General features: G+C 72.3%; 24 protein-coding genes. 15 read left to right on the top strand and 9 right to left on the bottom strand.

The features are described 5' to 3' along the window. Window position 1: 1 nt before the first annotated feature. The gene (locus ABD332_RS26260) at window positions 2–700 is read right to left on the bottom strand and encodes an SDR family oxidoreductase (RefSeq protein WP_344504782.1); all 699 of its coding nucleotides are present in this window, start codon (window positions 698–700) and stop codon (window positions 2–4) included. An 83-nt stretch (window positions 701–783) separates the two neighbouring features. On the opposite strand from ABD332_RS26260, the gene ABD332_RS26255 reads away from it, so the two are divergent. Genes ABD332_RS26255 through ABD332_RS26245 form a run of 3 tightly spaced genes read left to right on the top strand, consistent with a single transcriptional unit; the run spans window position 784 to window position 2,540 of the window. After that, window positions 784–1,383 (top strand): TetR/AcrR family transcriptional regulator, encoded by a 600-nt coding sequence (locus tag ABD332_RS26255; RefSeq protein ID WP_344504781.1) that lies wholly within the window; start codon window positions 784–786, stop codon window positions 1,381–1,383. Next, window positions 1,380–1,715 carry a DUF1330 domain-containing protein gene (locus ABD332_RS26250; RefSeq protein WP_344504780.1) on the top strand — a complete coding sequence of 112 codons (336 nt, stop codon included), beginning with the start codon at window positions 1,380–1,382 and terminating at the stop codon, window positions 1,713–1,715. The genes ABD332_RS26255 and ABD332_RS26250 overlap by 4 nt, the downstream gene beginning before the upstream one ends. 30 nt (window positions 1,716–1,745) lie before the next feature. Further along, window positions 1,746–2,540 carry an SAM-dependent methyltransferase gene (locus tag ABD332_RS26245; RefSeq protein ID WP_344504813.1) on the top strand — a complete coding sequence of 265 codons (795 nt, stop codon included), beginning with the start codon at window positions 1,746–1,748 and terminating at the stop codon, window positions 2,538–2,540. A gap of 67 nt (window positions 2,541–2,607) precedes the next feature. Here the strand turns inward: ABD332_RS26245 and ABD332_RS26240 are convergent, their stop codons facing one another. The 4 genes from ABD332_RS26240 to ABD332_RS26225 all read right to left on the bottom strand — a co-directional run bounded on the left by ABD332_RS26240 (window position 2,608) and on the right by ABD332_RS26225 (window position 5,135). Further along, window positions 2,608–2,814 (bottom strand): hypothetical protein, encoded by a 207-nt coding sequence (locus ABD332_RS26240; RefSeq protein ID WP_344504779.1) that lies wholly within the window; start codon window positions 2,812–2,814, stop codon window positions 2,608–2,610. A gap of 77 nt (window positions 2,815–2,891) precedes the next feature. Then, entirely contained in the window at window positions 2,892–4,124 is a 1,233-nt protein-coding gene (locus tag ABD332_RS26235) for a L,D-transpeptidase (RefSeq protein ID WP_344504778.1), read from the bottom strand. An 87-nt stretch (window positions 4,125–4,211) separates the two neighbouring features. Further along, a complete protein-coding gene (locus tag ABD332_RS26230; RefSeq protein ID WP_344504777.1) occupies window positions 4,212–4,568 on the bottom strand; it encodes a DUF427 domain-containing protein in 357 nt (118 codons plus the stop codon). A gap of 21 nt (window positions 4,569–4,589) precedes the next feature. After that, on the bottom strand, window positions 4,590–5,135 hold the full coding sequence (locus ABD332_RS26225; protein WP_344504776.1) for a TetR/AcrR family transcriptional regulator: 546 nt from the start codon (window positions 5,133–5,135) through the stop codon (window positions 4,590–4,592). 93 nt (window positions 5,136–5,228) lie between these two features. Here ABD332_RS26225 and ABD332_RS26220 point away from each other — a divergent pair, with 93 nt between their 5' ends. From ABD332_RS26220 to ABD332_RS26200, 5 genes are all read left to right on the top strand, one after another. Then, window positions 5,229–6,434 carry an MFS transporter gene (locus tag ABD332_RS26220; protein WP_344504775.1) on the top strand — a complete coding sequence of 402 codons (1,206 nt, stop codon included), beginning with the start codon at window positions 5,229–5,231 and terminating at the stop codon, window positions 6,432–6,434. A gap of 106 nt (window positions 6,435–6,540) precedes the next feature. After that, window positions 6,541–6,732 carry a hypothetical protein gene (locus ABD332_RS26215; RefSeq protein ID WP_344504774.1) on the top strand — a complete coding sequence of 64 codons (192 nt, stop codon included), beginning with the start codon at window positions 6,541–6,543 and terminating at the stop codon, window positions 6,730–6,732. A 17-nt stretch (window positions 6,733–6,749) separates the two neighbouring features. After that, window positions 6,750–7,418 (top strand): VOC family protein, encoded by a 669-nt coding sequence (locus tag ABD332_RS26210; protein ID WP_344504773.1) that lies wholly within the window; start codon window positions 6,750–6,752, stop codon window positions 7,416–7,418. Then, on the top strand, window positions 7,418–8,218 hold the full coding sequence (locus ABD332_RS26205) for an alpha/beta hydrolase (protein ID WP_344504772.1): 801 nt from the start codon (window positions 7,418–7,420) through the stop codon (window positions 8,216–8,218). Before ABD332_RS26210 ends, ABD332_RS26205 begins: the two co-directional genes overlap by 1 nt. Next, entirely contained in the window at window positions 8,215–9,171 is a 957-nt protein-coding gene (locus ABD332_RS26200) for a protein kinase family protein (protein ID WP_344504771.1), read from the top strand. The genes ABD332_RS26205 and ABD332_RS26200 overlap by 4 nt, the downstream gene beginning before the upstream one ends. Here the strand turns inward: ABD332_RS26200 and ABD332_RS26195 are convergent. Both ABD332_RS26195 and ABD332_RS26190 read right to left on the bottom strand, forming a co-directional pair. Next, a complete protein-coding gene (locus ABD332_RS26195; protein ID WP_344504770.1) occupies window positions 9,140–10,099 on the bottom strand; it encodes an NAD-dependent epimerase/dehydratase family protein in 960 nt (319 codons plus the stop codon). The two genes, ABD332_RS26200 and ABD332_RS26195, sit on opposite strands and share 32 nt — an antisense overlap. Next, window positions 10,096–11,388 carry an enolase C-terminal domain-like protein gene (locus ABD332_RS26190; protein WP_344504769.1) on the bottom strand — a complete coding sequence of 431 codons (1,293 nt, stop codon included), beginning with the start codon at window positions 11,386–11,388 and terminating at the stop codon, window positions 10,096–10,098. Before ABD332_RS26190 ends, ABD332_RS26195 begins: the two co-directional genes overlap by 4 nt. A gap of 63 nt (window positions 11,389–11,451) precedes the next feature. Here ABD332_RS26190 and ABD332_RS26185 point away from each other — a divergent pair, with 63 nt between their 5' ends. After that, complete coding sequence (locus ABD332_RS26185; protein ID WP_344504768.1) at window positions 11,452–12,348, top strand: ROK family protein; 897 nt, start codon at window positions 11,452–11,454, stop codon at window positions 12,346–12,348. Here ABD332_RS26185 and ABD332_RS26180 read toward each other — a convergent pair. Further along, a complete protein-coding gene (locus tag ABD332_RS26180) occupies window positions 12,342–12,935 on the bottom strand; it encodes a DUF4291 domain-containing protein (RefSeq protein WP_344504812.1) in 594 nt (197 codons plus the stop codon). The two genes, ABD332_RS26185 and ABD332_RS26180, sit on opposite strands and share 7 nt — an antisense overlap. On the opposite strand from ABD332_RS26180, the gene ABD332_RS26175 reads away from it, so the two are divergent. Next, window positions 12,929–13,252, top strand: a complete 324-nt coding sequence (locus ABD332_RS26175; protein ID WP_344504767.1) for a MazG nucleotide pyrophosphohydrolase domain-containing protein — start codon at window positions 12,929–12,931, stop codon at window positions 13,250–13,252. The genes ABD332_RS26180 and ABD332_RS26175 overlap by 7 nt on opposite strands. A gap of 478 nt (window positions 13,253–13,730) precedes the next feature. Here the strand turns inward: ABD332_RS26175 and ABD332_RS26170 are convergent, their stop codons facing one another. Next, a complete protein-coding gene (locus ABD332_RS26170) occupies window positions 13,731–14,753 on the bottom strand; it encodes a LacI family DNA-binding transcriptional regulator (protein ID WP_344504765.1) in 1,023 nt (340 codons plus the stop codon). A gap of 157 nt (window positions 14,754–14,910) precedes the next feature. On the opposite strand from ABD332_RS26170, the gene ABD332_RS26165 reads away from it, so the two are divergent. From ABD332_RS26165 to ABD332_RS26145, 5 genes are read left to right on the top strand one after another with little or no spacing between them, the layout of a single operon-like run. Continuing rightward, window positions 14,911–16,233: an ABC transporter substrate-binding protein gene (locus ABD332_RS26165; protein WP_344504764.1), complete on the top strand. Its 1,323-nt coding sequence runs from the start codon at window positions 14,911–14,913 to the stop codon at window positions 16,231–16,233. Window positions 16,234–16,237: 4 nt separating this feature from the next. After that, window positions 16,238–17,161 carry a carbohydrate ABC transporter permease gene (locus tag ABD332_RS26160; protein WP_344504763.1) on the top strand — a complete coding sequence of 308 codons (924 nt, stop codon included), beginning with the start codon at window positions 16,238–16,240 and terminating at the stop codon, window positions 17,159–17,161. Beyond that, the gene (locus ABD332_RS26155; RefSeq protein ID WP_344504761.1) at window positions 17,151–18,008 is read left to right on the top strand and encodes a carbohydrate ABC transporter permease; all 858 of its coding nucleotides are present in this window, start codon (window positions 17,151–17,153) and stop codon (window positions 18,006–18,008) included. The genes ABD332_RS26160 and ABD332_RS26155 overlap by 11 nt, the downstream gene beginning before the upstream one ends. Continuing rightward, window positions 18,005–19,117: a Gfo/Idh/MocA family protein gene (locus tag ABD332_RS26150; RefSeq protein WP_344504760.1), complete on the top strand. Its 1,113-nt coding sequence runs from the start codon at window positions 18,005–18,007 to the stop codon at window positions 19,115–19,117. Before ABD332_RS26155 ends, ABD332_RS26150 begins: the two co-directional genes overlap by 4 nt. Continuing rightward, a complete protein-coding gene (locus tag ABD332_RS26145) occupies window positions 19,114–19,950 on the top strand; it encodes a sugar phosphate isomerase/epimerase family protein (RefSeq protein WP_344504759.1) in 837 nt (278 codons plus the stop codon). Before ABD332_RS26150 ends, ABD332_RS26145 begins: the two co-directional genes overlap by 4 nt. Window position 19,951 lies beyond the last annotated feature (1 nt).

Here is a 19,951-nt window from a genome sequence, read left to right as displayed (position 1 = left end):
CCTATGCTGCCACCCGCGCGTACCGCTCGCCCGGCTCCGCGGTCAGCGACCGCTTCGCACCGCGGGACGTGTCGTCGGCGAGGACCTCGTCGCGGTCCTGCTCGATCGCGTCGAAGACCTGGACCGCCACCGCGTCCGGGCTGATCTTCGGGGCGTCGACCGACGCGGCCATGTCGGTGTCGACGTAGCCGACGTGCAGGCCCGTGACCCCGATGCCGCGCGGTGCGAGCTCCAGGCGCAGCGCGTCGCTGGCGGACCACAGGGCGGCCTTGGTCGCGCTGTACGACCCGCCGAGCGCCACCCACGACAGCGCCGAGTGCACGTTGACGATCCGGCCGCCGCCGTTGGCGAGCAGCTGCGGCACGAACGCTCGGGTGACGTTGAGCGGGCCGTAGAAGTTCGTCTCGAACTCGCGCCGGATGTCCACCAGGTCGCCGGTGACGTAGCTGGCGCCGACGTAGATGCCGGCGTTGTTGACCAGGACGGTGACGTCGCCGGTGCGCTCGGCCGCCCGCCGCACCGACTCGGGGTCGGTCACGTCGAGCGCGACGGCCTCGACCCCCGGCGCGGTCACCGTGCGCGGGTCGCGGGCCGCGGCGTACACCTTCCGGACGCCCCGCGCCTGCGCCTGCGCCACCAGGGCCTTGCCGATGCCCCGGTTGCCGCCCGTCACCAGCACCACTGCCTGCTTGAGATCCATGTCCGCTCCCTCCGGCCGTGGCGGAAACCGATCGGTTTCCGCTCCCGATGGCAACCATAAACCGATCGGTTTACGATTGGGGTGTGACCTCTCCGACACGGGACCGCCTCTTGCGTGCCGCCGCCGACCTGTTCTATGCGGAGGGTGTCGGCGCGGTGGGCGTCGAGCGCCTGTGCCAGACCGCGGGCGTGTCGAAGCGGTCGATGTACCAGCTGTTCGCCACCAAGGACGACCTGGTCGCCGAGGCCCTGCGGGTGCACGGACCCGCCACCGTCGCGCGCTACTTCGCCCCCGAGGACACGGCTCCGTCGCCGCGCGAGCGGATCCTGCACGTGTTCACGACGCTGGAGGAGCAGGCGGGCTCACCAGGCTTCCACGGGTGCCCGTTCGCCAACACGACGATCGAGCTGCACGACGCGGCGCACCAGGCCAGCCGCGTCGCGCTGGAGTTCAAGGAGCAGCTGGAGGGGTACTTCCAGCGCCAGGCCGCCCTGCTCGGCGCCCCTGACCCGGGGCAGCTCGGCACGCAGCTGCTGATGCTCTTCGACGGCGCCTCCGTCCGCGCCGTCATGCGCGGCGCGGCGATCGGTGATGTCGCCAGCCGTACCGCGGCGATGCTGCTGGACATGACCTCCGGGGTAATCGACCCGGCTACCTCCGGCGGGCGAGGATCGGGGGCATGACGGCATACGCGCTCGCGCACCTGCACACCCCGACGATCAACGAGGACGTCCTGGTCTACCTGGAGCGCATCCAGGCGACGCTGGACCCGTTCGGCGGCACGTTCATCGCCCACGGCCCCGACGTGGAGGTCCGTGAGGGCGACTGGCCCGGCACGGTCGTGGTCATCGCCTTCCCAACGCTTTCCGCCGCCCGCTCCTGGTACGACTCCCCCGCCTACCAGGAGATCCTGCCGCTGCGCACGGACCACATCGCCGGCTCCGCGATCCTGTTCGACGGGGTCCGCCCGGGTCACGACCCCGCGAAGATGGCCGCCGCGATCCGGGCCTCCTGACAACGGGCGTATACAGTTTGGCGCGTGTCCATGGACCGGATCGACACCAGCGTCGCCCACCCCGCGCGGCGGTACAACTACTGGCTCGGCGGCAAGGACAACTTCGCCGCCGACCGCGCCTCCGCCGACGCGATCGCCGCGGCCTGGCCGAGCGCGCCGATCGCGGCCCGGGAGAACCGGCGCTTCCTCGGCCGCGCGGTGCGGTTCCTGGCCGGCGAGGCGGGCATCCGCCAGTTCCTGGACATCGGCACCGGCCTGCCGACCGCCGGCAACACGCACGAGGTCGCCCAGGCGATCGACCCGTCGGCCCGGGTGGTCTACGTCGACAACGACCCCATGGTCATGGTCCACGCCAGGGCGCTGCTGACCAGCGCCCCCGAGGGCAGGACCGCCTACCTGGAGGCGGACCTGCGCGACCCGGGCCGCATCCTCGCCCACCCCGACCTGCGGGCGACGCTGGACTTCACCCGGCCGATCGGCCTGATGCTCGTCGCGGTCCTGCACTTCATCCACGGCGAGGGCGCCGGCGCGCCGATCGTGCGGGAGCTGCTCGCCGCCCTGCCCGAGGGCAGCTACCTCGTCGCCAGCAACGCGACGAAGGACTTCCTCCCGCCGCAGATCTCGCAGGTGTACGACCGGATGCTCGCCGCCGGGCAGACCGACATCTGGCCGCGGACCGAGGCCGAGTTCGGCGCCCTGTTCGACGGGCTGACGCTGGTCGACCCGGGCGTCGTCGCGGTGCACGAGTGGCGCCCCGACACCGCGCCGGACCCGGCACTGACGCCCGCGGACGTGTCCGTCTACGGGGCCGTCGGCAGGCTGTAGCCCTTCTTCCCGATCCCGTCGAGAAGGCGGTCGAGCCCCGCCGGCCCTCGCCACGGCGTGAGCGTGGTCAGCGTTCGTGCAGGGTGTCCACGTCGGCGCCGTGGTCGAGCAGGAACCGTACGGCCCGGTCGAGGTCGGCCTGCCGGAGCACCAGCGCCCCGACCCGCGTCTTGCGGGCCGACTGCGCCCCGCGGTCGTACACGTCGACGCCGCGCGCCCGCACCTCCAGCCGCCACCGCCCGTCGTCGGTGACCAGCACCCGCATCCCCCGCACCGCATGATTCTGGTGCCGCTAGGACCCGATTCGCCGCCCAAATCGCAAAAATCGGATTTGCCGGACGAAGCGGCGGGTCACCACTGGGCGTAGGGGACGTTCCAGTCGCCGAGGCCGTCGGTGAGCTGCAGGTTCTTGGGGGTGTTGCGGACCTCGACGACGTCGCCGACGTCGAAGGTGTCGTAGAACCACTTGGCGTGGTCGGGGGCCACGTTGATGCAGCCGTGGGAGGTGTTCTCCTTGCCGTGCTTGGGGATGTTCCAGTCGGCGAGGTGGACGTACTCCCCCGAGAGCGAGATGCGGCACGCCAGCCGGATCTTCTCCTCGTAAAAGTTCGGGTCGTTCTTGTTGGTGACGCCGTAGCTGGCGGAGCTCATGGTGACCAGGGGTTCCTTGGTCATGAGGACGTGGACGCCGCTGGCGGTGAGGTAGTCGATCTTCTCGCCCTTGGAGCCGACGGTGCCCTTGCCGCCCCTGCCCATGCTGCAGGGGATCCGGCGGACCATCTGGCCGTCGATGTAGCACTCCATCTGCTTGGTGTTGGAGTCGGCGATGGCGATGCGCGACTTGCCGATGGAGAAGCCGGCGGAGGCGTTGGTGCCGCCGTAGACGCCGTTGCCGATGTCGACGCCGAGGAGGTTGGCGTTGACCTTCACGGTGGTGCCGGGGGTCCAGTACTTCTCGGGGCGCCAGTGGGCGCTCTGCGCGCTCACCCAGTGCCACTTGCCCTCGACCTCGGGCGAGGTCGTCACCTTCATGGCCTGCTCGACGGCGTCCTTGTTGGTGACGGCCTTGTTGAAGAAGACGATGACGGGCTGGCCGACGCCATACGTGTTGCCGTTCTTCAGCGCGAGCATCGGGTTGGCCTGGAACGTGATGGACACCGTGCTCGCGGGCTTCAGCGTGGTGAAGGTCGCGGTCTGGTTGACGGCGGCGCCGCCCGCGTCGACACCGGTGACCGTGACGGTGTAGGCCTGCCCGTAGGCGAGGGCGCCCGTCGACTGCCAGCCGTGCTTGTCCTCGGCGAGCGTGCCGGCCAGGTTCTTGCCGCCCGCGGCGACCGTGACGGTGTCGAGCGTGCCGTTCTCGATCGCGACGGTGACCGGGCTCGACGGCGCGACGTCCTTGCTGTCGGCGGCGGGCGTGATGGTGACCTTGGCCGGCTGGGCGCCGCCACCGCCCCCGCCACCCGCGCCGCCGGTCGAGCCGGCGCCGGCGCCGGTCTTCTTCGGCGTGTCGGAGCACCCCGCCAGCACCGCGGCGGTCGCGACTCCCGCACCCGTGACCAGCACCTTACGACGACTCAGCATGTCTCGTCCCTCCCCGCCCGCGAACGCTACCCACACGAAGACGTCTCGCAAAACCCTTCGCGTTGCACACGACAGTGAGGAATTCGGCTATTCCACGGTCAGTTCGACCTGGTTCGGGTAGAAGGCGACCCGCTTCGCGATCGGCTCGACGGCCGGATAGGGCGTCTCGTAGGTCCAGATGACGTTGGTCAGCTCACGGTCGGGGGTGACGACGCTGTAGTACGACGCGTCGCCCTTGAACGGGCAGTGGGTCTGGTGCTCGGTGCGCCGCAGCAGCGACTGGTCCACGTCGCCCAGCGGCAGGTAGTACACCGGCGGGTAGGTCGACTCCTGCAGGGTGAGCGCGTCGGTGGTGTCGGCGACGGTGACGCCGTCGACGCGGACCGTCACGCGCCGGCCGGTCGGCGTGACGGTGATCGGGTGGCTCGCATCGGGGATCTTCATGGTCCCGACCCTAGCTCGCGGTCAGGCGGCCCGGCCCGTCGCGAGCAGCCGGTCGACGCACCGCTCGGCGAGGCCCGGGTCGGTGAGCGTCCAGGGCAGGAAGATCACGCGGTAGATGATCGGGGCGACGACCAGGTCGACGATGTCGTCGGCGGCGAACGGCGCGCCGGACCGCGAGGCGAGGACGACGGCCTCGGCCCGGCGGTTGCGCAGGCAGTCGGACTCGGTCTCGCCGGCGGAGGCGGCCCCGCCGCGCAGCAGGGCGGCGTTGACGGGCTTGGCGTAGTGCTCGACGATCTCGCCGGCCCAGGCGACGAGGTCGGCCCGCAGCTCGCCGGTGTCGGGCAGCGGGCGGGTGGGGTCGAGCCGGTAGGTGGCGATGTCGTTGAGCATCGTCGGCAGGTCGCCCCACCGCCGGTAGATCGAGGTCGGGTTGACGCCGGCCCGCTCGGCGACCATCGGGATGGTGACCCGCTCGGCGCCGCGCTCCCGCACGAGGTCCTCGACCGCGGTCCTGATCTGCGCGAGCACCGCGGCGCTGCGACCGCCGGTGCGCTTCTCGGGCATGTGACGCTCCTAACGCAACGATAATTGCTTTAAGCGGCGCCGGAGCGCGTAGCTTCAGCCTAACGCAGAGATTTTTGCTTTAGGGGGTACGCCATGACCACCACCGCTCTGGCCAGACCGTTCACGCTGCCCGCCGGGGTCGCGTTCGCCGGCACGGGTCTCGCGTTCGCGTCGCTCTACCTGGCGGCCGGCGCGCCGACGCCGCTGCTCGTGCTGTTCGAGCGGGAGTGGGGCTTCGCGCCGTGGGTGCTCACCGTCGCGTTCGCCGCCTACGCGCTGGGGCTGCTCGCGGCGCTGCTCGTCGCCGGCTCGCTGTCCGACCACGTCGGCCGCCGCCCCGTGCTGGTCGGCGCGCTCAGCGTCGAGGTCGTCGCGATGCTCATGTTCGTGTTCGCGCCGGGCATCGGCTGGGTGATCGCCGCCCGCGTCGTGCAGGGCGTCGCGACCGGCGCGGCCAGCAGCGCGTTCACCGCCGCGCTCGTCGAGCTGGCGCCGCCGCACCGCAAGCGCCTCGGCACGGTCGTCGCCGGCGCGGCACCCGCCGGCGGGCTCGGCCTCGGGGCGCTGCTGACCGGCACGGCCGTGCAGTTCACCGGCTCGGCGAACCTCATCGTCTTCGGCACGCTCGCCGTCATCATGGTGCTCGGCACGCTCACCGCCGCACTGTCCGGCGAGACCGTGACCCGCCGCGCCGGCGCGCTCGGCTCGCTCAGGCCACAGGTCACGGTGCCCCGGGCGGCCCGCCGCGAGTTCGGCGCCGCGATCCCCGTGCACCTGGCCAGCTGGATGTTCGCCGGGCTGTTCATGGGCCTCGCCCCGACGATCGTCCGCGACATCTTCCACCTCGACAGCGGCCTGCTCAACGGCGCGACCGCGTTCCTGCCGCCCGCGGCCGCCGCAGTCGCCGGCTACGCCCTCGGCCGGCAGCACCCGCGCCGCACGATCCTGCTCGGCGGCACCGCCGTCCTGCTCGGCGCCACGGTCGTGCTCACCGGCATCGTCGCCGTCGCGCTGCCGCTCGTCTGGATCGGCGGGATCGTGGGTGGCGCCGGGTTCGGCGCCACGTTCTCCGGGGCGCTGCGGGCCGTCGGGCCGCTCGCCGAGACACACCAGCGGGCCGGCCTGTTCGCGGCCGTGTTCATCGTCGCCTACCTGTCCTTCGGCGTGCCGGCGATCGTCGCCGGGCAGCTCGTCGCCCCGCTCGGACTGCTCACCACGGTCCTGCTGTACGGCGCCGCGATCCTCGCCGCCGCGGCGGCCGGCCTGTTCACCCAGTGGCGGCTCACCCGCCCCGCGTGACCCTGCGGGTGGCCGGTCCCGCCGGGGCCCGGCGCGGAAGGTCTACAGCGCGGGCCGGCGGTGCCGATGTGGGCAAGACCAGCCCGGCGAGCAGAGGAGACACGGCATGGACGTCGGTTCCATCGCATCGTCCATCACCTGGAGCGTCCCGGCCGCCGGTCGCGGGGTCGACCCCGCCGCCGCCCAGGCACAGGTCAACGCGCAGGCCGACACGCTCAGCGCGCTCATGGGCACCAAGCACAACACCGCGGTCGCGGCCGGCCTCTCCGACGGCAAGGGCGTCGACATCTACCTGTAGGGACTAGATTCGGTCGGATGAAGCGGCAGGAGATCAGCGACGCCGTCGTCGACGTCGGATGGCGGTACATCCTCGGCACGATCATGACCATGGTCCCCGTCGGATCGGTCGGCCAGGCCGCCGAGGTCGCGGCCAGGTGCACCGCCGCCGCCGGCGACGACGCCGACCGGCACCTGTGGCTCGACCTGCGGGCCGACCACGTCCTGCTCACCCTCCAGAGCCTCGGCGAGGCCGCGGTGACGCCCCGTGACATCGAGCTGGCCCGGGCGCTCACCGGGTCGCTGCGGGAGATCGGCCTGAGCACCGTGCCCGCGACCGGCCGGGCCGCCCAGCTCATCGAGGTCGCCGTCGACGCGATGGACATCCCGGCGGTCCGCCCGTTCTGGAAGGCCGTGCTCGGCTACGAGGACGAGGCCGGCGGCGAGGGCGACACCGGCGCGCCCGTCGTCGACCCGCACCGCCTCGGCCCCGCCGTCTGGTTCCAGCAGATGGACAAGCCGCGCGTCGAGCGCAACCGGATCCACCTCGACATCAGCGTCCCGCACGACGCGGCGGCGGACCGTATCGCCGCCGCCCTGGCCGCCGGCGGCGTCCTCGTGTCCGCGGCGGCCGCCCCCGCGTACTGGATCCTCGCCGACGTCGAGGGCAACGAGGTCTGCGTCACCACCTGGCAGGGCCGCGACTGATGCGCGAGGACGCCATCGCCGAGCTGCGCCGGGGCGGTCGCGAACGGGCCGCCCTGCGCCCGGCCGGGCCGCCGGTGCCGGTGGAGGACGGCACCGTCGACGGGGTCGGGATCCGCAGGTACGAGCAGCGCGGCCCCGACACGGTCGTCTTCGCCCACGGCGGCGGCTTCGTCCTCGGCGACCTCGAGACCCACGACGCCTTCGCGCGGCGGATCGCCGAGGCCACCGGACGGACGGTCGTCGCCGTGGACTACCGGCGGGCCCCGGAGCACCCGTTCCCCGCCGCGTTCGACGACGTGCTCACGGTGCTGGACGCCGTGCTCAAGACCCGGCCGGACGGCAGGGTGGCGCTCGCCGGGGACTCCGCCGGCGGTTTCCTCGCGATCCTGGCGGCCCTGGCCAGGCGGGGGCGGGTCGACGGGCAGCTGCTCGTGTGCCCGGTCGCGGAGGTCGCGCTCCCCGCCACCAGCCGCAGTGTGGCCGAGAAGGGCGCCGGCTTCGGCCTCGACGGCGCGCAGCTGCGGGAGTGGATCGGCTGGTGGGCGCCCGGGGCGGCCCCGGACCCTCTCTCCGAGGACCTCACCGGCCTGCCCCCGGCGCTCGTCGTCACCTGCGAGCACGACCCGCTCCGCGACGGCGGCGACCAGTACGCGCGGCGCCTCCGGGAGGCCGGGGTGCCGGTCGTACACCGGACGGAGCCCGGACTCGAGCACAACTTCGCCCAGTCGGTGCACCAGTCCCCCGCCTGCGCTGAGGCCGACGCCCGCTGGCTGCGCGACGCGGCCGGGATCCTGCGATGAGCCGGGTCGAGCGGCACGAGCGGGTGTCCTCGCGGCTGGCGCTGCTCAGTGACGCCGCGGTCGCGGCGATGCTGGACGACGCGCGGCCGGACGCCGTCGGCATCGGCGGGCACACGGCGACGCTCGACGTCGGCGGGGTGCCGGTGTTCGTCAAGCAGGTGCCGGTCACCGAGCTGGACCTGGCACACCCGCACTCCACCGCGAACCTGTTCGGGCTGCCGATGTACTGCCAGTACGGGGTCGGCTCGACCGGCTTCGGCGTGTGGCGGGAGCTGGCCACGCACCGCGTCACGACCGGGTGGGTGCTCGCCGGGCGGCACCCGGCGTTCCCGCTGCTGCACCACTGGCGGGTCCTGCCGGCGGGCTTCGCGTGGGAGCGCGTCGACATCGAGGAGCGGGTCGCCTACTGGGGTGACGCGCCGTCCGTACGACTCCGGCTGACGCAGCTCCAGGACGCGCCGGCGCGGCTGGTGCTCTTCCTCGAGCACCTCCCCCGGACCGTGCACGAGCACCTCAAGGACCGGCCGGAGGCGGCGCCCGACGTCGACGTCCAGCTGCGGGACGCGATCGCGTTCATGAACGGCGCCGGGCTGTGGCACTTCGACGGGCACTTCAACAACATCCTGACCGACGGCCGGCAGGTGTACCTCGCGGACTACGGCCTGGCCCTGCACGAGGGCTTCGACCTGACCGCCCCGGAGCGCGCCTGGCTGCGCGAGCACGCCGACTACGACCTGCGGTACACCACCGGGCACCTGGCCACCTGGCTGGCGGAGGAGTTCCGCGGCGACGCGGACCGCGCCGCCGTGCTCCGCGGCGAGGCGCCGTTCCTGGGCCCGGCCGCCGCCGCTTCGGTGATGCGCCGATATGCGGACCGGGCCCTCGTCACGACCGCGTTCTTCCAGGAGCTGGTCACCGGGGCTAAGACGGCGCCGTACCCCGTGATGGCGTGAACCCGAGCAGCCGCGACGCGGCGCCGGTGTCGATCGGGACCCGCCGGCCCGGGATCGGCGACCGGACCGGCACGCCCGGGTGGTAGGTGGCGATCAGCTCCTCGGTCGGCGTGTCGCAGAACGTCTCCGGCGCGGCGACGAAGCACCGGTGGAACCCCGTCAGCGGCACGGTCGCGGCCAGCCACGCGGCCTCGGCGGCGTCGTCGACGTGCAGGTACGCCCACGAGTTCCGGGCGCCCTTCGCCGGGTCGGCGCGCAGGTCGGCGGCGGCCTTCGCGAGCCGGTCCGTGTCGCCGGTGAACGGGAACCGCAGGGCGACGACGTCCATGCCGTCGCGGCGGTGGAACATCTCGCCGGTCAGCTCGTCGACGAGCTTCGACAGCGCGTACGGGTCCTCGATCCGCGGCGGGGCGGCCTCGTCGAGCGGGTAGTACGGCGGGTGCAGGTCGTGCGGCGAGAACGGCATCCCGAGCAGCGCGTAGCTGCTGGCCAGGACGGCCCGGCGGACGCCGCGGCGGGCGGCCTCGTCGAGCACCACGAACGTGGCCCGGGTGTTGCCGCCGAACACCTCCAGGCCGGTGCCGAGGGTCGGCGCGGGGATCGCGGCCAGGTGGATGACGGCGTCGACCGGCGCGTCGAAGGCCGCCGCGACGACGTCCGGGTCCCCGGCCGATCCGATGACCAGGTCGACGCGGCCACCGGCCCTGTTGCGCGCCTCTGGGGCGCCGGCCGTCCCGGCGCCGGAGCGGCCGCCGCCGTCGACCCCGGTACGTGCGTCCGGGGCATCGGCGGTACCGACGCCGGAAACGACATCAGGGAAGGTGACGGGCTCCAGGGACAGGGCGACGACGTCGGCACCGGCGGCGCGCAGGCGGGCGACCGTGGCGCGGCCGATGTTGCCCCCGGCGCCCGTGACGACGATCCTCACGGCGCCTCCAGCGAGCCGTCCGGGCGGCGGACGACGGCGGCCCACCGGTCGAAGAGGAACTTGGTCGGCGGGTACTTCGCCGCCTCGGCCTCGTCGACGTCCACGCCCCAGCCGGGCCGGTCCGACGGGTACATGTAGCCCTTGGTCACGTCGGGGCAGCCGGGGAACACGTCGTGGGTGGCCTCGTTGTACTCGTGCGACTCCTGGAACCCGAACGCGTGGCTGGAGATGTCGACCGCGAGGTTCGCCGCGACGCCGACCGGCGACACGTCCGCCGGGGAGTGGAACGCGGTCCGCACCCCGCACAGCTCGGCGAGCGCCGCCAGCTTCCGCGTCGGGGTGAGCCCGCCGACCGCGGACGTGTGCAGGCGGATGAGGTCGACGCCGCCGTCGCGGATCAGCCGGGCCGCGTCGGCGACCGAGCTCACCTGCTCCCCGACCGCGAGGGGCACCGGCGACGCGGCGCGGATCTCCGGCAGCCGGTCGTAGAGCTCCGACGGGATCGGGTCCTCCAGGAACGAAAGCCCGTAGGGCTCCAGTGCCCGCGCCAGGACGACCGCCTGCTTCGGGGAGAGGCGGCTGTGGACGTCGTGCATGAGGTTGACGCCCGTGCCGAGCCGCTCGCGGGCCGCCTCGAACAGCGACGGGGTGCCCCGCAGGTAGCGCTCCGGGTCCCAGCCGTCCGGGTTCGGCGAGTCCGGGTAGTGCCCGCCCGTCCCCGCGTGGCCGTAGCTGCCGAGGCCGGGCTCCGCCCGTTGGAGGCGGATGCAGCGGTACCCGAGGGCGATGAGGCGCTCCGCCTCGTCGAGCACCTCGCCGGTGTCGGCGCCGGACGCGTGCGTGTAGACCTCGACGCCGCCGCGGACCCGCCCGCCGAGCAGCTCGTGCACCGGCAGCCCGGCCCGCTTCCCGGCGATGTCCCACAGCGCCTGGTCCAGGCCCGACAGGGCGTTGTTGAGGACCGGCCCGTTGCGCCAGTACGACGAGAGGTGCACCGTGCGGGTGATGTCCTCGATGTCGGCCGGGTGCCGCCCCACGGCGAGGGGGCCGACATACTCGCTGACCGCCGCCGCCACCGCCGCGTAGCGCTGGGTGAACGTCGCGCAGCCCAGCCCGTACAGCCCCGGCTCCGTCGTCTCGACCTTGACGACGACCAGCGGCAGGCCCTCCGGCGCCGTGACGATCGGCCGGACCCTGGTGATCCGCAGGGCGTCGCGGGCCGGCCACGGCGGCACGGACTCGGGCAGGCCACCGTCCGGACCGAGCAACCGGTTCGGGTCGTGTTCCACGGCTTCCCCCTTCGGCGGTGGTAGCTCATGATCCGTCGATCATGGGTGCGCTAACGTTACGCCGTGCACTTGCCCTCTTCCGACGCCGACACCCGGCCGATCTGGGTCCTCGAGGTCGGGGGCAGCCACGTCACCGCCGCCGGCGTGCTGCTGGACGACCGGCAGGTGATCCAGCGGCAGCGCCACCCGCTCGACCCCACCCTGTCCGCCGACGGCATCGTCGACGCCCTCGCCGGCGCCGCGAAGCTCCTCGACCCGCAGGCCGGTGACCGCTGGGCGATCGCGATGCCGGGCCCGTTCGACTACCGCACCGGCGTGTCCCTGCACGAGGGCGTCGGCAAGTTCGACAGCCTGCACGGCCTGGATCTGCGCGCCGCGCTCGCGCTCGCCATCCCGACCACACCGGACGCCTTCACCTTCGTCAACGACGCCGACGCCTTCCTGCTCGGCGAGTGGGTCGACGGCGCCGCCAAGGGCGCGTCCCGCTGCGTCGCCATCACCCTCGGCACCGGGATCGGCTCCGCGTGGCTCGCCGACGGCAGCGTCGTCACCACCGGCCCGACCGTCCCACCCGACGGCGAGGTGCACTTCTGCACCATCGACGGGGTCGAGCTGGAGGACGTCGTCTCCGACCGTGCGCTCATCCGCGCGTACCGCGAAGCCACCGGCGTGGACGTGGACGGCATGCGGGGCCTGGCCGCCCGCGCCCGCGAGCTGGACGCCGCCGCCCAGACCGTGATCGACACCGCGTTCGGCGCCCTCGGCCTGCTGCTGACGGAGTGGCTCACCCGCTTCGACGCCGAGGTGGTCGTCTTCGGCGGCTCGATGACCGGCGCCTGGGACCTGATCGAGCCGGCGCTCGCCCTCAACCTCCCGGCCCGCCCCGTGTCGGACACGGAGCACGCCGCCCTGATCGGCGCCGCCTGGGCCGCCGCCCACCCGGACGCCGCCGCCTACTGATAGGGCCGCTCGGGCGGCAGCAGGGCTGCGGCCTCCTCCAGCGCGCGGGCCTCGACCAGGGCGTGGATCTCGTGGACCAGGGGCGTGACGTCGCGGATCCCGACGGTCCACTCGTCCACGTACCGGTGGACGGCTGCCCCGCTCAGGCCGAGCTGCAGCGAACGGTGCTCCAGGGGACGCAGGTGCAGGTCGCGCTCCGGGTCCCACTGGACCCGGACGGGGCTCGTGCGCAGGGCCCGCGACCAGGCCGCGCGGCTCTCGTGGATGCCCGGCACGTAGTGGCTCAGGCACGCCTCCGCGACGGCCGCGTCGAACCCATCGCGGCGCAGCCGGACCGCCAGCACGCGCTCCTGGCCTTCCTTGGTGGCCCAGCCGCTGCGGTACATCATCCACAGGAACGACGGCTTGACCCAGGTCATCCTGTCGCGCTTGAACGGCGGCACGAACCGCTGCGCGTCCAGGGCCGGCAGCGCGATCGCGGGGCTGTAGGCCTGGTAGACGGTGATCGTGTCAGCGTCGAAGACGGCGCGGACGGCATGACGGTCGGGCACCTGGAGACCGTAGAAGGTTAGGGTGCGGTGTGTCATTCGCATTGAACGACCTGCCCTCCACCGCCGCCGACGTCGCCGCCCACCTGGACGCGGCCGGCTTCACGGAGTCGCCGCAGCTGCGGCAGACCCTGGCCCTCGCCGAGGAGGTCGGCGAGTTCGTCGGCGCGGTCCGCCGGCACGCGGGAATGGCCCGCCGCTCAGGCCCCTTCAGCGACGTCGAGGAGGAGCTCGCCGACGTCGTGCTGACCGCCTTCGTCACCGCCCACACCATGGGCATAGACCTCCGCCAGGCCTTGGAGAAGAAGCTGGCCGTCATCTACTCCCGCGGCTGGAAAGACCCCACCAACGCCTAGCCCCGACCCTCCGCCACGCACGCGACAGACGTTTCCGTGATCCGGAAGACTTCGTGCTGCCATAGCGACACAAAGTCTTCCGGATCACGAGAACCAGGCGCCCGCGGAATGATCCCGAAAGCTTTCGGTGACCCCGGCTACCAGAACGATTCGGGATCACGGGAGGGCCCGACGCCAACTCACGCGGCGGGCCATCCTGACCTCCGTTTCCGTGATCCGGAAGACTTTGTGCTGCTATAGCGACACAAAGTCTTCCGGATCATGAGGAACCCCCACCCCAGCCACCGCGGCGGCCGACCACCGGATGGGCGCGGATGCGCAATCCGGCCGCGCGAAGCGCTGGCTGTGCGAGCGCAGCGAGCATTGGGGGTCCGGGGTGAGAATCCCCCGGCGGGCCCCGCCGCGGCAGCGGTGGGGAGGCGAGCCCATTGCGAAGCAACTGGCGGGAAACAGCGGGGAGGCGAGCTGTAGCCGAAGGCTACTGGCGGGAAACAGCTCCGGTGGAGCCGCGGACCGTGAGGTGGACGGGCAGCATCACCGACTGGCGCATTGCCGGGGCGGACGGGTCGAGGCGGGACAGGAGCATCGACACCGCGACCCGGCCCGCCTGCTCGATCGGTGCGGTGAGGGTGGTCAGCGGCGGGTGGCAGAAGTCGGCGCCGAAGATGTCGTCGCAGCCGACCACGCTCAGGTCCTCCGGCACCCGGACCTCCCGCTCCCGCAGCCGCTGCAGGATGCCGATGGCGAGCAGGTCGTTGAAGACGATGCAGGCGGTCGCGCCGGTGTTCAGGACCGCGTCGGCGGCGGCGGAGCCGGAGCGGCGCCCGGAGGGGAACGGCCCGACGCGCGTGAAGGTCAGCCGGTGCCGGGCCGCGACCGCCCGGACGGCGTGCCAGCGGGCCTCGTTCGGCCAGGAGCGTTCGGGGCCGGAGACGTAGGCGATATCGCGGTGGCCGAGGGAGATCAGGTGCTCGGCCGCCTGGCCCATCCCGGCGGGGGTGTCGATGATCGCGCTCGGCACGCCGCGGACGTTGCGGTTGATGGTGACCAGGGGGATGTCCTGGGCGAGCGCCGCCAGTGCCCGGTCCGGCAGCCGGGACGCGGCGAGGATCGCCCCGTCCAGGGAGCGGCGCATCTTGTGCAGCAGCTCCACCTCCAGGTCGCCGGAGTCCTCGGTGTCGATCAGCAGCTGCGCGTAGCCGGCGGCCTTGAGCTGCATCTGGGTGCCGCGCAGCACGCCGAAGTAGAACGGGTTCGTCACGTCGGAGACGAGGACGGCGATCGCCCCGGTACGGCCCGAGCTCAGCGCCCGCGCCTGTGAGTTCGGCACGTAGCGCAGCTCGCGGGCCGCGGCCTCGATCCGCTCCCGGGTCGCCGGGTTGACCCGGCCGGGGTTGTTCAGGGCGCGCGACACCGTCGACGCGGCGACCCCCGCGGCCGCGGCGATGTCGTTGATGGTGACGGGCCGGTCACCGGAGCCGAACTGATGCGCACGGGGCATGGGGATGAGAAAAGCAGATGATGGCAAACGATGGCAAGCGGTTGCCACCACAAAGACGGCGCTGATAGCGTCCGCCCCCAAGCAGCAATGAAAGATGCCCGCCAGCAGCAACGATGCGCTCCGTCACACCCCCAGTGAACGAGGAGTGGACACCCCTATGAAACGCGTTTCCATCATCGCCGCGAGCCTTCTGCTCTTAGCCGCCTGCGGAGGCGGCGGCGACGACAAACCGGGCGAAACGGGCCTCAACGGCGCCGGCAAGACGCTCAACGTGCTCGTCCAGGCCAACACGATCTACCCCGACCAGCAGCGCGCCTGGTTCACGGAGATCAACGACAAGTTCAAGGCGCAGACCGGTGCCGAGGTGAAGTTCGAGACGTTCGCCTCGCCCAACGACGAGCTGACGAAGATCCAGACGTCGGTGCTGTCCGGTCAGGGCCCCGACATCTACTCCCTCGGCACCACGTTCACCCCGACGGCCTACGCGACCGGGGCGTTCCTGGAGCTCAAGGACGACGACTGGAAGAAGCTCGGCGGCAAGGACGCGTTCCTGCCCTCGACCCTCGGCATCTCCGGGCCCGACGCCGAGCACCAGGTCGGCATCCCGTTCACCAGCCGGCCGTTCGTCATGGCCTACAACACGGAGCTGCTCAAGGCCGCCGGCATCGACAAGCCGGCGACGAGCTGGGACGAGCTGCTCGTCCAGGCGAAACAGCTGACGAAGGGCGACACCTACGGGCTCGCGGTCGCCTACGCCGACGGCTTCGACCCGTGGAAGTTCATCTGGGCGATGAGCGTCCAGGCGGGCAACCCCCTCGTCAAGGACAAGAAGGCGTCGCTGAACGACCCGGTGACCTTGAAGGCCTACCAGACCTACCTCGGCTGGCTCGCCACCGACAAAGTCGTCAACCCGGCCGCCGTCGGGTGGAAGAACGCCCAGGCGATCGCCGACTTCGGCGCCGGCAAGGCCGCGTTCCTGCCGATGGTGTCCGCCACGTCGAAGGTCACGCTCGACAAGTCGTCGGTCGCCGGCAAGTACGCCTACGCGATCATGCCGACCGTCCCGCCGGGGCAGACCAGTACACCAGGCGTCGGCGCGACCAGCATCCTGTCCGGTGACAACCTCGTCGTGGCGAAGTACACGAAGAACAAGGACCTCGCCCTCGCGCTGGTGAAGCTGCTGACCAGCCCGGAGCAGCAGGAGTCGTACTACAAGACGTTCGGCGAGCTGCCCACGAACGCGACCGCGGCGAAGAAGCTGCAGGCCGACCCGGCCCTCGCGCCGATCATCGACTCGGCGTCGAAGGCGAGCGGCACCCCGTTCAACGGCGCGTGGAGCCAGGTGCAGCTGGCCCTCGTCAACGTCGTCGTGCAGTCGATCCCGGCACTGAAGGACGGCAAGCTGGACGAGGCGAAGCTCAAGCAACTGATCGCCGACGGCCAGAAGGCCGCGCAGGACGCGCTGGACAAGAGTAAATAGATTCATGGCGATCGAAACTGCCGCACCGCCGGCGGCCCGGGGCACCACGCCCGGGCCGCCGGCCCGCCGCCGCCCCCGGCACCGTCCACTGTGGATGCTGACGCCGGGCGGGGTCCTGCTCGTCCTGGTGATCCTGGTGCCGCTCGGCGTCGCCCTCACCGTGTCCCTGCTCGACCTCGACCAGTACACGCTGCGCGAGTGGACCGGCGCGCCGTTCATCGCCCTCGACAACTACGTCGAGGCGGTCACCGACACGCCCCTGCCGCACGCCATCTGGGTCTCCGTCGGCTACTCGGCGCTGGTCACCGTCGCCACCCTGCCGATCGGCCTCGCCGCGGCGCTCGCCACCCAGCAGCGGTTCAAGGGGCGCGCCCTCGTCCGGTCGGCGTTCCTCATCCCGTACGTGCTGCCCGCGTTCGTCGTCGGCACGGTGTGGCGCACGATCCTCATGCCGTCCGGCCCGGCGAACTCGCTGCTCGGCGACGGGCGCCTGTGGCTCAACGGCCCCGACAGCTACTGGACGCTCGTCGTCGTGCAGCTCTGGACGTCGTGGCCGCTGCTGTACCTCCTCGCGGCGTCGGGCCTGCAGAGCATCGCCGAGGAGGTGCACGAGGCGGCCGCGCTGGACGGCGCCGGCTGGTGGGCGAAGCTGCGCCACGTGGTCTTCCCGCACCTGCGCGGCGTCCTCGCCCTGGCGCTCATCATCGCGTTCCTGCACAACCTCAACAGCTTCACGCTGCCGTACGTGCTGTTCGGGGTGCCCGCCCCGCACGACGTCGAGGTGCTGCCCGTGCTGACCTACGTCGAGAGCTTCCAGAACTTCCGGTTCGGGCTCAGCGCCGCCATGGCCGTGCTGTCGCTGGTCCTGGTGGCGATCCCTCTGTCGGTGTACCTGCGCGCGGTGAGGCTGAACCAGCATGAGGACTGACGTACAGCGGCTCCTGCCGAGAAGCGTGCAGGCGGTGGTCATCGCGGTCCTGCTGGTGTTCGTGCTGACGCCGGTGCTGTACATGCTGTTCGCGTCCGTCAACGACGACCTCGCCGTCGCCCGCGGCGCGTTCTGGCCGAAGAGCCTGCACCTGGACAACTACAGCAAGATCTGGTCGACCGTCGACCTCGGCGCCGGGCTCGGCAACAGCGTGGTCGTCGCCGGCAGCGTCGCCGTGGTGTCCGCGCTCGTCGCCGTCGCCACCGCGTACGTCCTCGTGCGGTTCCAGTTCCTCGGCCGCGGCCTGATCCTGCGCGGTCTCCTGGCGCTGCAGTCGATCCCCGGCACGCTGATGCTGCTGCCGGTGTTCGTGCTGTTCGCGAACCTGTCCGCGGTCCTCGGCGTGCAGGTCATCGGCACCCGGTGGGCGCTGTTCGTCACGTACCTGACGTTCGCGCTGCCGTTCTCGACGTGGGTCATGGTGACGTACCTGCGGGGGCTGCCCGCGGAGCTCGACGAGGCCGCCCGCCTCGACGGCGCCTCCTCGTGGCGGATCCTGCGCTCGATCATCATCCCGCTCAGCTGGCCCGGCCTCGTCGTGGCGAGCATCTTCGCGTTCCTCCTCGGGTGGAACGACGTGCTGTTCGCCTCCGTGATGACCAACCCCGACAGCCGCACCGTCGCGGTGGCCCTGCAGGTGTTCGGCGCCACCCAGGAGGGTGGCGCCATCCCGGTCTACGGGCAGCTGATGGCCTCCGCGCTGATCTGCGCGCTGCCGGTGGTGGTGTTGTACCTGGTGTTCCAACGGTTCCTGGTCGGCGGCCTGACCGCCGGGGGAGTGAAATGACAGACCTGATCAACGTGGCGATCGTCGGCAGCGGCATCATCGGCGGCAACCACGCCGACGCGATCCTGCGCCATCCCCGGCTACGGATCGTGGCCCTGGTCGACGCGGTCGACGCCGCGAACGCGGCCCTGGCCGCCCGGATCGACCCGCCGCCGTCCTGCCACCGCACCCTGGGTGCCGCGCTCGCCGCGGAGCGGGTGGACCTCGTCGCGATCTGCACGCCCAGCGGCCTGCACGTCGAGGCCGCCGAGGAGACCCTGCGGGCCGGCGCGCACCTGCTCGTCGAGAAGCCCCTGGACGTGTCGCTGCCGAAGGCCCGCGCGTTCGCGAAGGTCGCCGCGGAGGCCGAGCAGCGCGGGCTCGTCTGCGCCGTCGTCAGCCAGCACCGGTTCGACCCGGCGATGGTCGCCGTGCGGCGGGCCGCGCGGGAAGGCCGGCTCGGCCGGCTCACGTCCGCGGTCGTGTCCATGCCATGGTGGCGGGACCAGGCCTACTACGACTCCGCCGACTGGCGCGGCACGTGGGAGTTCGACGGCGGCGGCGCCGTCGCCAACCAGGGCATCCACCTCGTCGACCAGATGCTGGCGCTGCTCGGCCCGCCGGTCGAGGTCACCGCCCGCACGACCCGGATCGCGCACGAGCGGATCGAGGTCGAGGACCTCGCCGTCGCCACGCTCCGCTTCGCCGGCGGCGCGCTCGCCGTGCTGCACGCCAGCACCAGCGCCCACCCCGGCCTGCCGGTGCGGCTGCAGCTGCACGGCACCCGCGGCTCCGCCGTGCTGCACGACGACCAGCTGGAGTACTTCCACAGCGCCGACACCGGGGAGACGGCCGCCGACCTCGTCGCCGCCGAGGACCTGTACGGCGCGCCCAAACCGGCGGACGGCTTCATCGTCGGGCACCTGCGCCAGTACCAGGACCTCGTCGACGCCATCGACGAGCGGCGGCTTCCCGGGGTACGGGTCGCGGACGGCCTCCTGGCCCTCGCCACGGTGCGGGCCGTGTACGTGGCGGCCACGCTCGACCGGCCGGTGCTGTTCGACCAGGTCCTCGACGGCGTCCACGACGACGTGCAGCCGGTGGTTTCGACACAGGAGGTTCAGGCGTGAGGTTCTCGGTCTTCACCGCATCGACGCCCGACTGGGCGCCCGACGAGGTCGTGCGGCACCTCGCCGCGCAGGGCTGGGACGGCGTCGAGTGGCGCGTCGTCGACCAGGATGACGCCGACCAGCCCGGCTTCTGGAAGGGCAACCGGGCCACCTGGCCGCTGACCGGCCTGGAGGCTGCGCTGCCGGAGATCGCCGCCCTCACCCGCGGCGCCGGCCTCGAGTTCTCCGGTGTCGGCGGCTACGCGCGCAGCTTCGAGCACGACGACGTCGCCCGGCTCCTCGCCGCCACCGCGATCCTCGGCGCGGGCCGGGTCCGGGTCACCATGCCGCTGCTGTCCACCGGCCGCTACCCGGACCTGTTCGACGCCACCCGCAAGGACCTCGAGTGGGCGACCGGGCTCGCCGAGCGGCACGGCGTCACGATCCTCATCGAGCTGCACCACGAGACGATCGTGTCGTCGGCGTCCGCCGCGATGCGCCTCGTCGACGGGCTCGACCCGCGGCACGTCGGCGTCATCCACGACCTCGGCAACCTCGTCATCGAGGGGCACGAGGACCACCGCGCCGCGTTCGAGCTGCTCGGCCCCTACCTGCAGCACGTCCACGTGAAGAACGTCGCGTGGCGGCCCGTGGACACCGCCGCCGACGGCACCGTCACCTGGGCGCACGACTGGGCGCCGCTGCGGACCGGGCAGGCGCACGTCGGCCGCTACCTGGCTGCGCTCACCGCGCACGGCTACGACGGCTGGGTCACCGTCGAGGACTTCTCCACCGCCGTGCCGCTGGAGCAGCGCACCGCCGACAATCTCGAATATCTGCGGAGCCTGCTGTAAC

Origin of the sequence: Dactylosporangium maewongense, from assembly GCF_039531485.1 — a bacterium.
Taxonomy (GTDB): domain Bacteria; phylum Actinomycetota; class Actinomycetes; order Mycobacteriales; family Micromonosporaceae; genus Dactylosporangium; species Dactylosporangium maewongense.
This window is presented reverse-complemented; position numbering and strand designations above follow the sequence as displayed.

Coding starts and splice junctions, on each gene's coding strand:
- ABD332_RS26235 (WP_344504778.1), bottom strand. CDS start 4,124: ATGCTGAGTCGTCGTAAGGTGCTGGTCACGGGTGCGGGAGTCGCGACC.
- ABD332_RS26160 (WP_344504763.1), top strand. CDS start 16,238: ATGGCGATCGAAACTGCCGCACCGCCGGCGGCCCGGGGCACCACGCCC.
- ABD332_RS26210 (WP_344504773.1), top strand. CDS start 6,750: ATGAAGCGGCAGGAGATCAGCGACGCCGTCGTCGACGTCGGATGGCGG.
- ABD332_RS26200 (WP_344504771.1), top strand. CDS start 8,215: ATGAGCCGGGTCGAGCGGCACGAGCGGGTGTCCTCGCGGCTGGCGCTG.
- ABD332_RS26230 (WP_344504777.1), bottom strand. CDS start 4,568: ATGAAGATCCCCGATGCGAGCCACCCGATCACCGTCACGCCGACCGGC.
- ABD332_RS26180 (WP_344504812.1), bottom strand. CDS start 12,935: ATGACACACCGCACCCTAACCTTCTACGGTCTCCAGGTGCCCGACCGT.
- ABD332_RS26250 (WP_344504780.1), top strand. CDS start 1,380: ATGACGGCATACGCGCTCGCGCACCTGCACACCCCGACGATCAACGAG.
- ABD332_RS26225 (WP_344504776.1), bottom strand. CDS start 5,135: ATGCCCGAGAAGCGCACCGGCGGTCGCAGCGCCGCGGTGCTCGCGCAG.
- ABD332_RS26155 (WP_344504761.1), top strand. CDS start 17,151: ATGAGGACTGACGTACAGCGGCTCCTGCCGAGAAGCGTGCAGGCGGTG.
- ABD332_RS26205 (WP_344504772.1), top strand. CDS start 7,418: ATGCGCGAGGACGCCATCGCCGAGCTGCGCCGGGGCGGTCGCGAACGG.
- ABD332_RS26220 (WP_344504775.1), top strand. CDS start 5,229: ATGACCACCACCGCTCTGGCCAGACCGTTCACGCTGCCCGCCGGGGTC.
- ABD332_RS26215 (WP_344504774.1), top strand. CDS start 6,541: ATGGACGTCGGTTCCATCGCATCGTCCATCACCTGGAGCGTCCCGGCC.
- ABD332_RS26170 (WP_344504765.1), bottom strand. CDS start 14,753: ATGCCCCGTGCGCATCAGTTCGGCTCCGGTGACCGGCCCGTCACCATC.
- ABD332_RS26165 (WP_344504764.1), top strand. CDS start 14,911: ATGAAACGCGTTTCCATCATCGCCGCGAGCCTTCTGCTCTTAGCCGCC.
- ABD332_RS26150 (WP_344504760.1), top strand. CDS start 18,005: ATGACAGACCTGATCAACGTGGCGATCGTCGGCAGCGGCATCATCGGC.
- ABD332_RS26260 (WP_344504782.1), bottom strand. CDS start 700: ATGGATCTCAAGCAGGCAGTGGTGCTGGTGACGGGCGGCAACCGGGGC.
- ABD332_RS26245 (WP_344504813.1), top strand. CDS start 1,746: ATGGACCGGATCGACACCAGCGTCGCCCACCCCGCGCGGCGGTACAAC.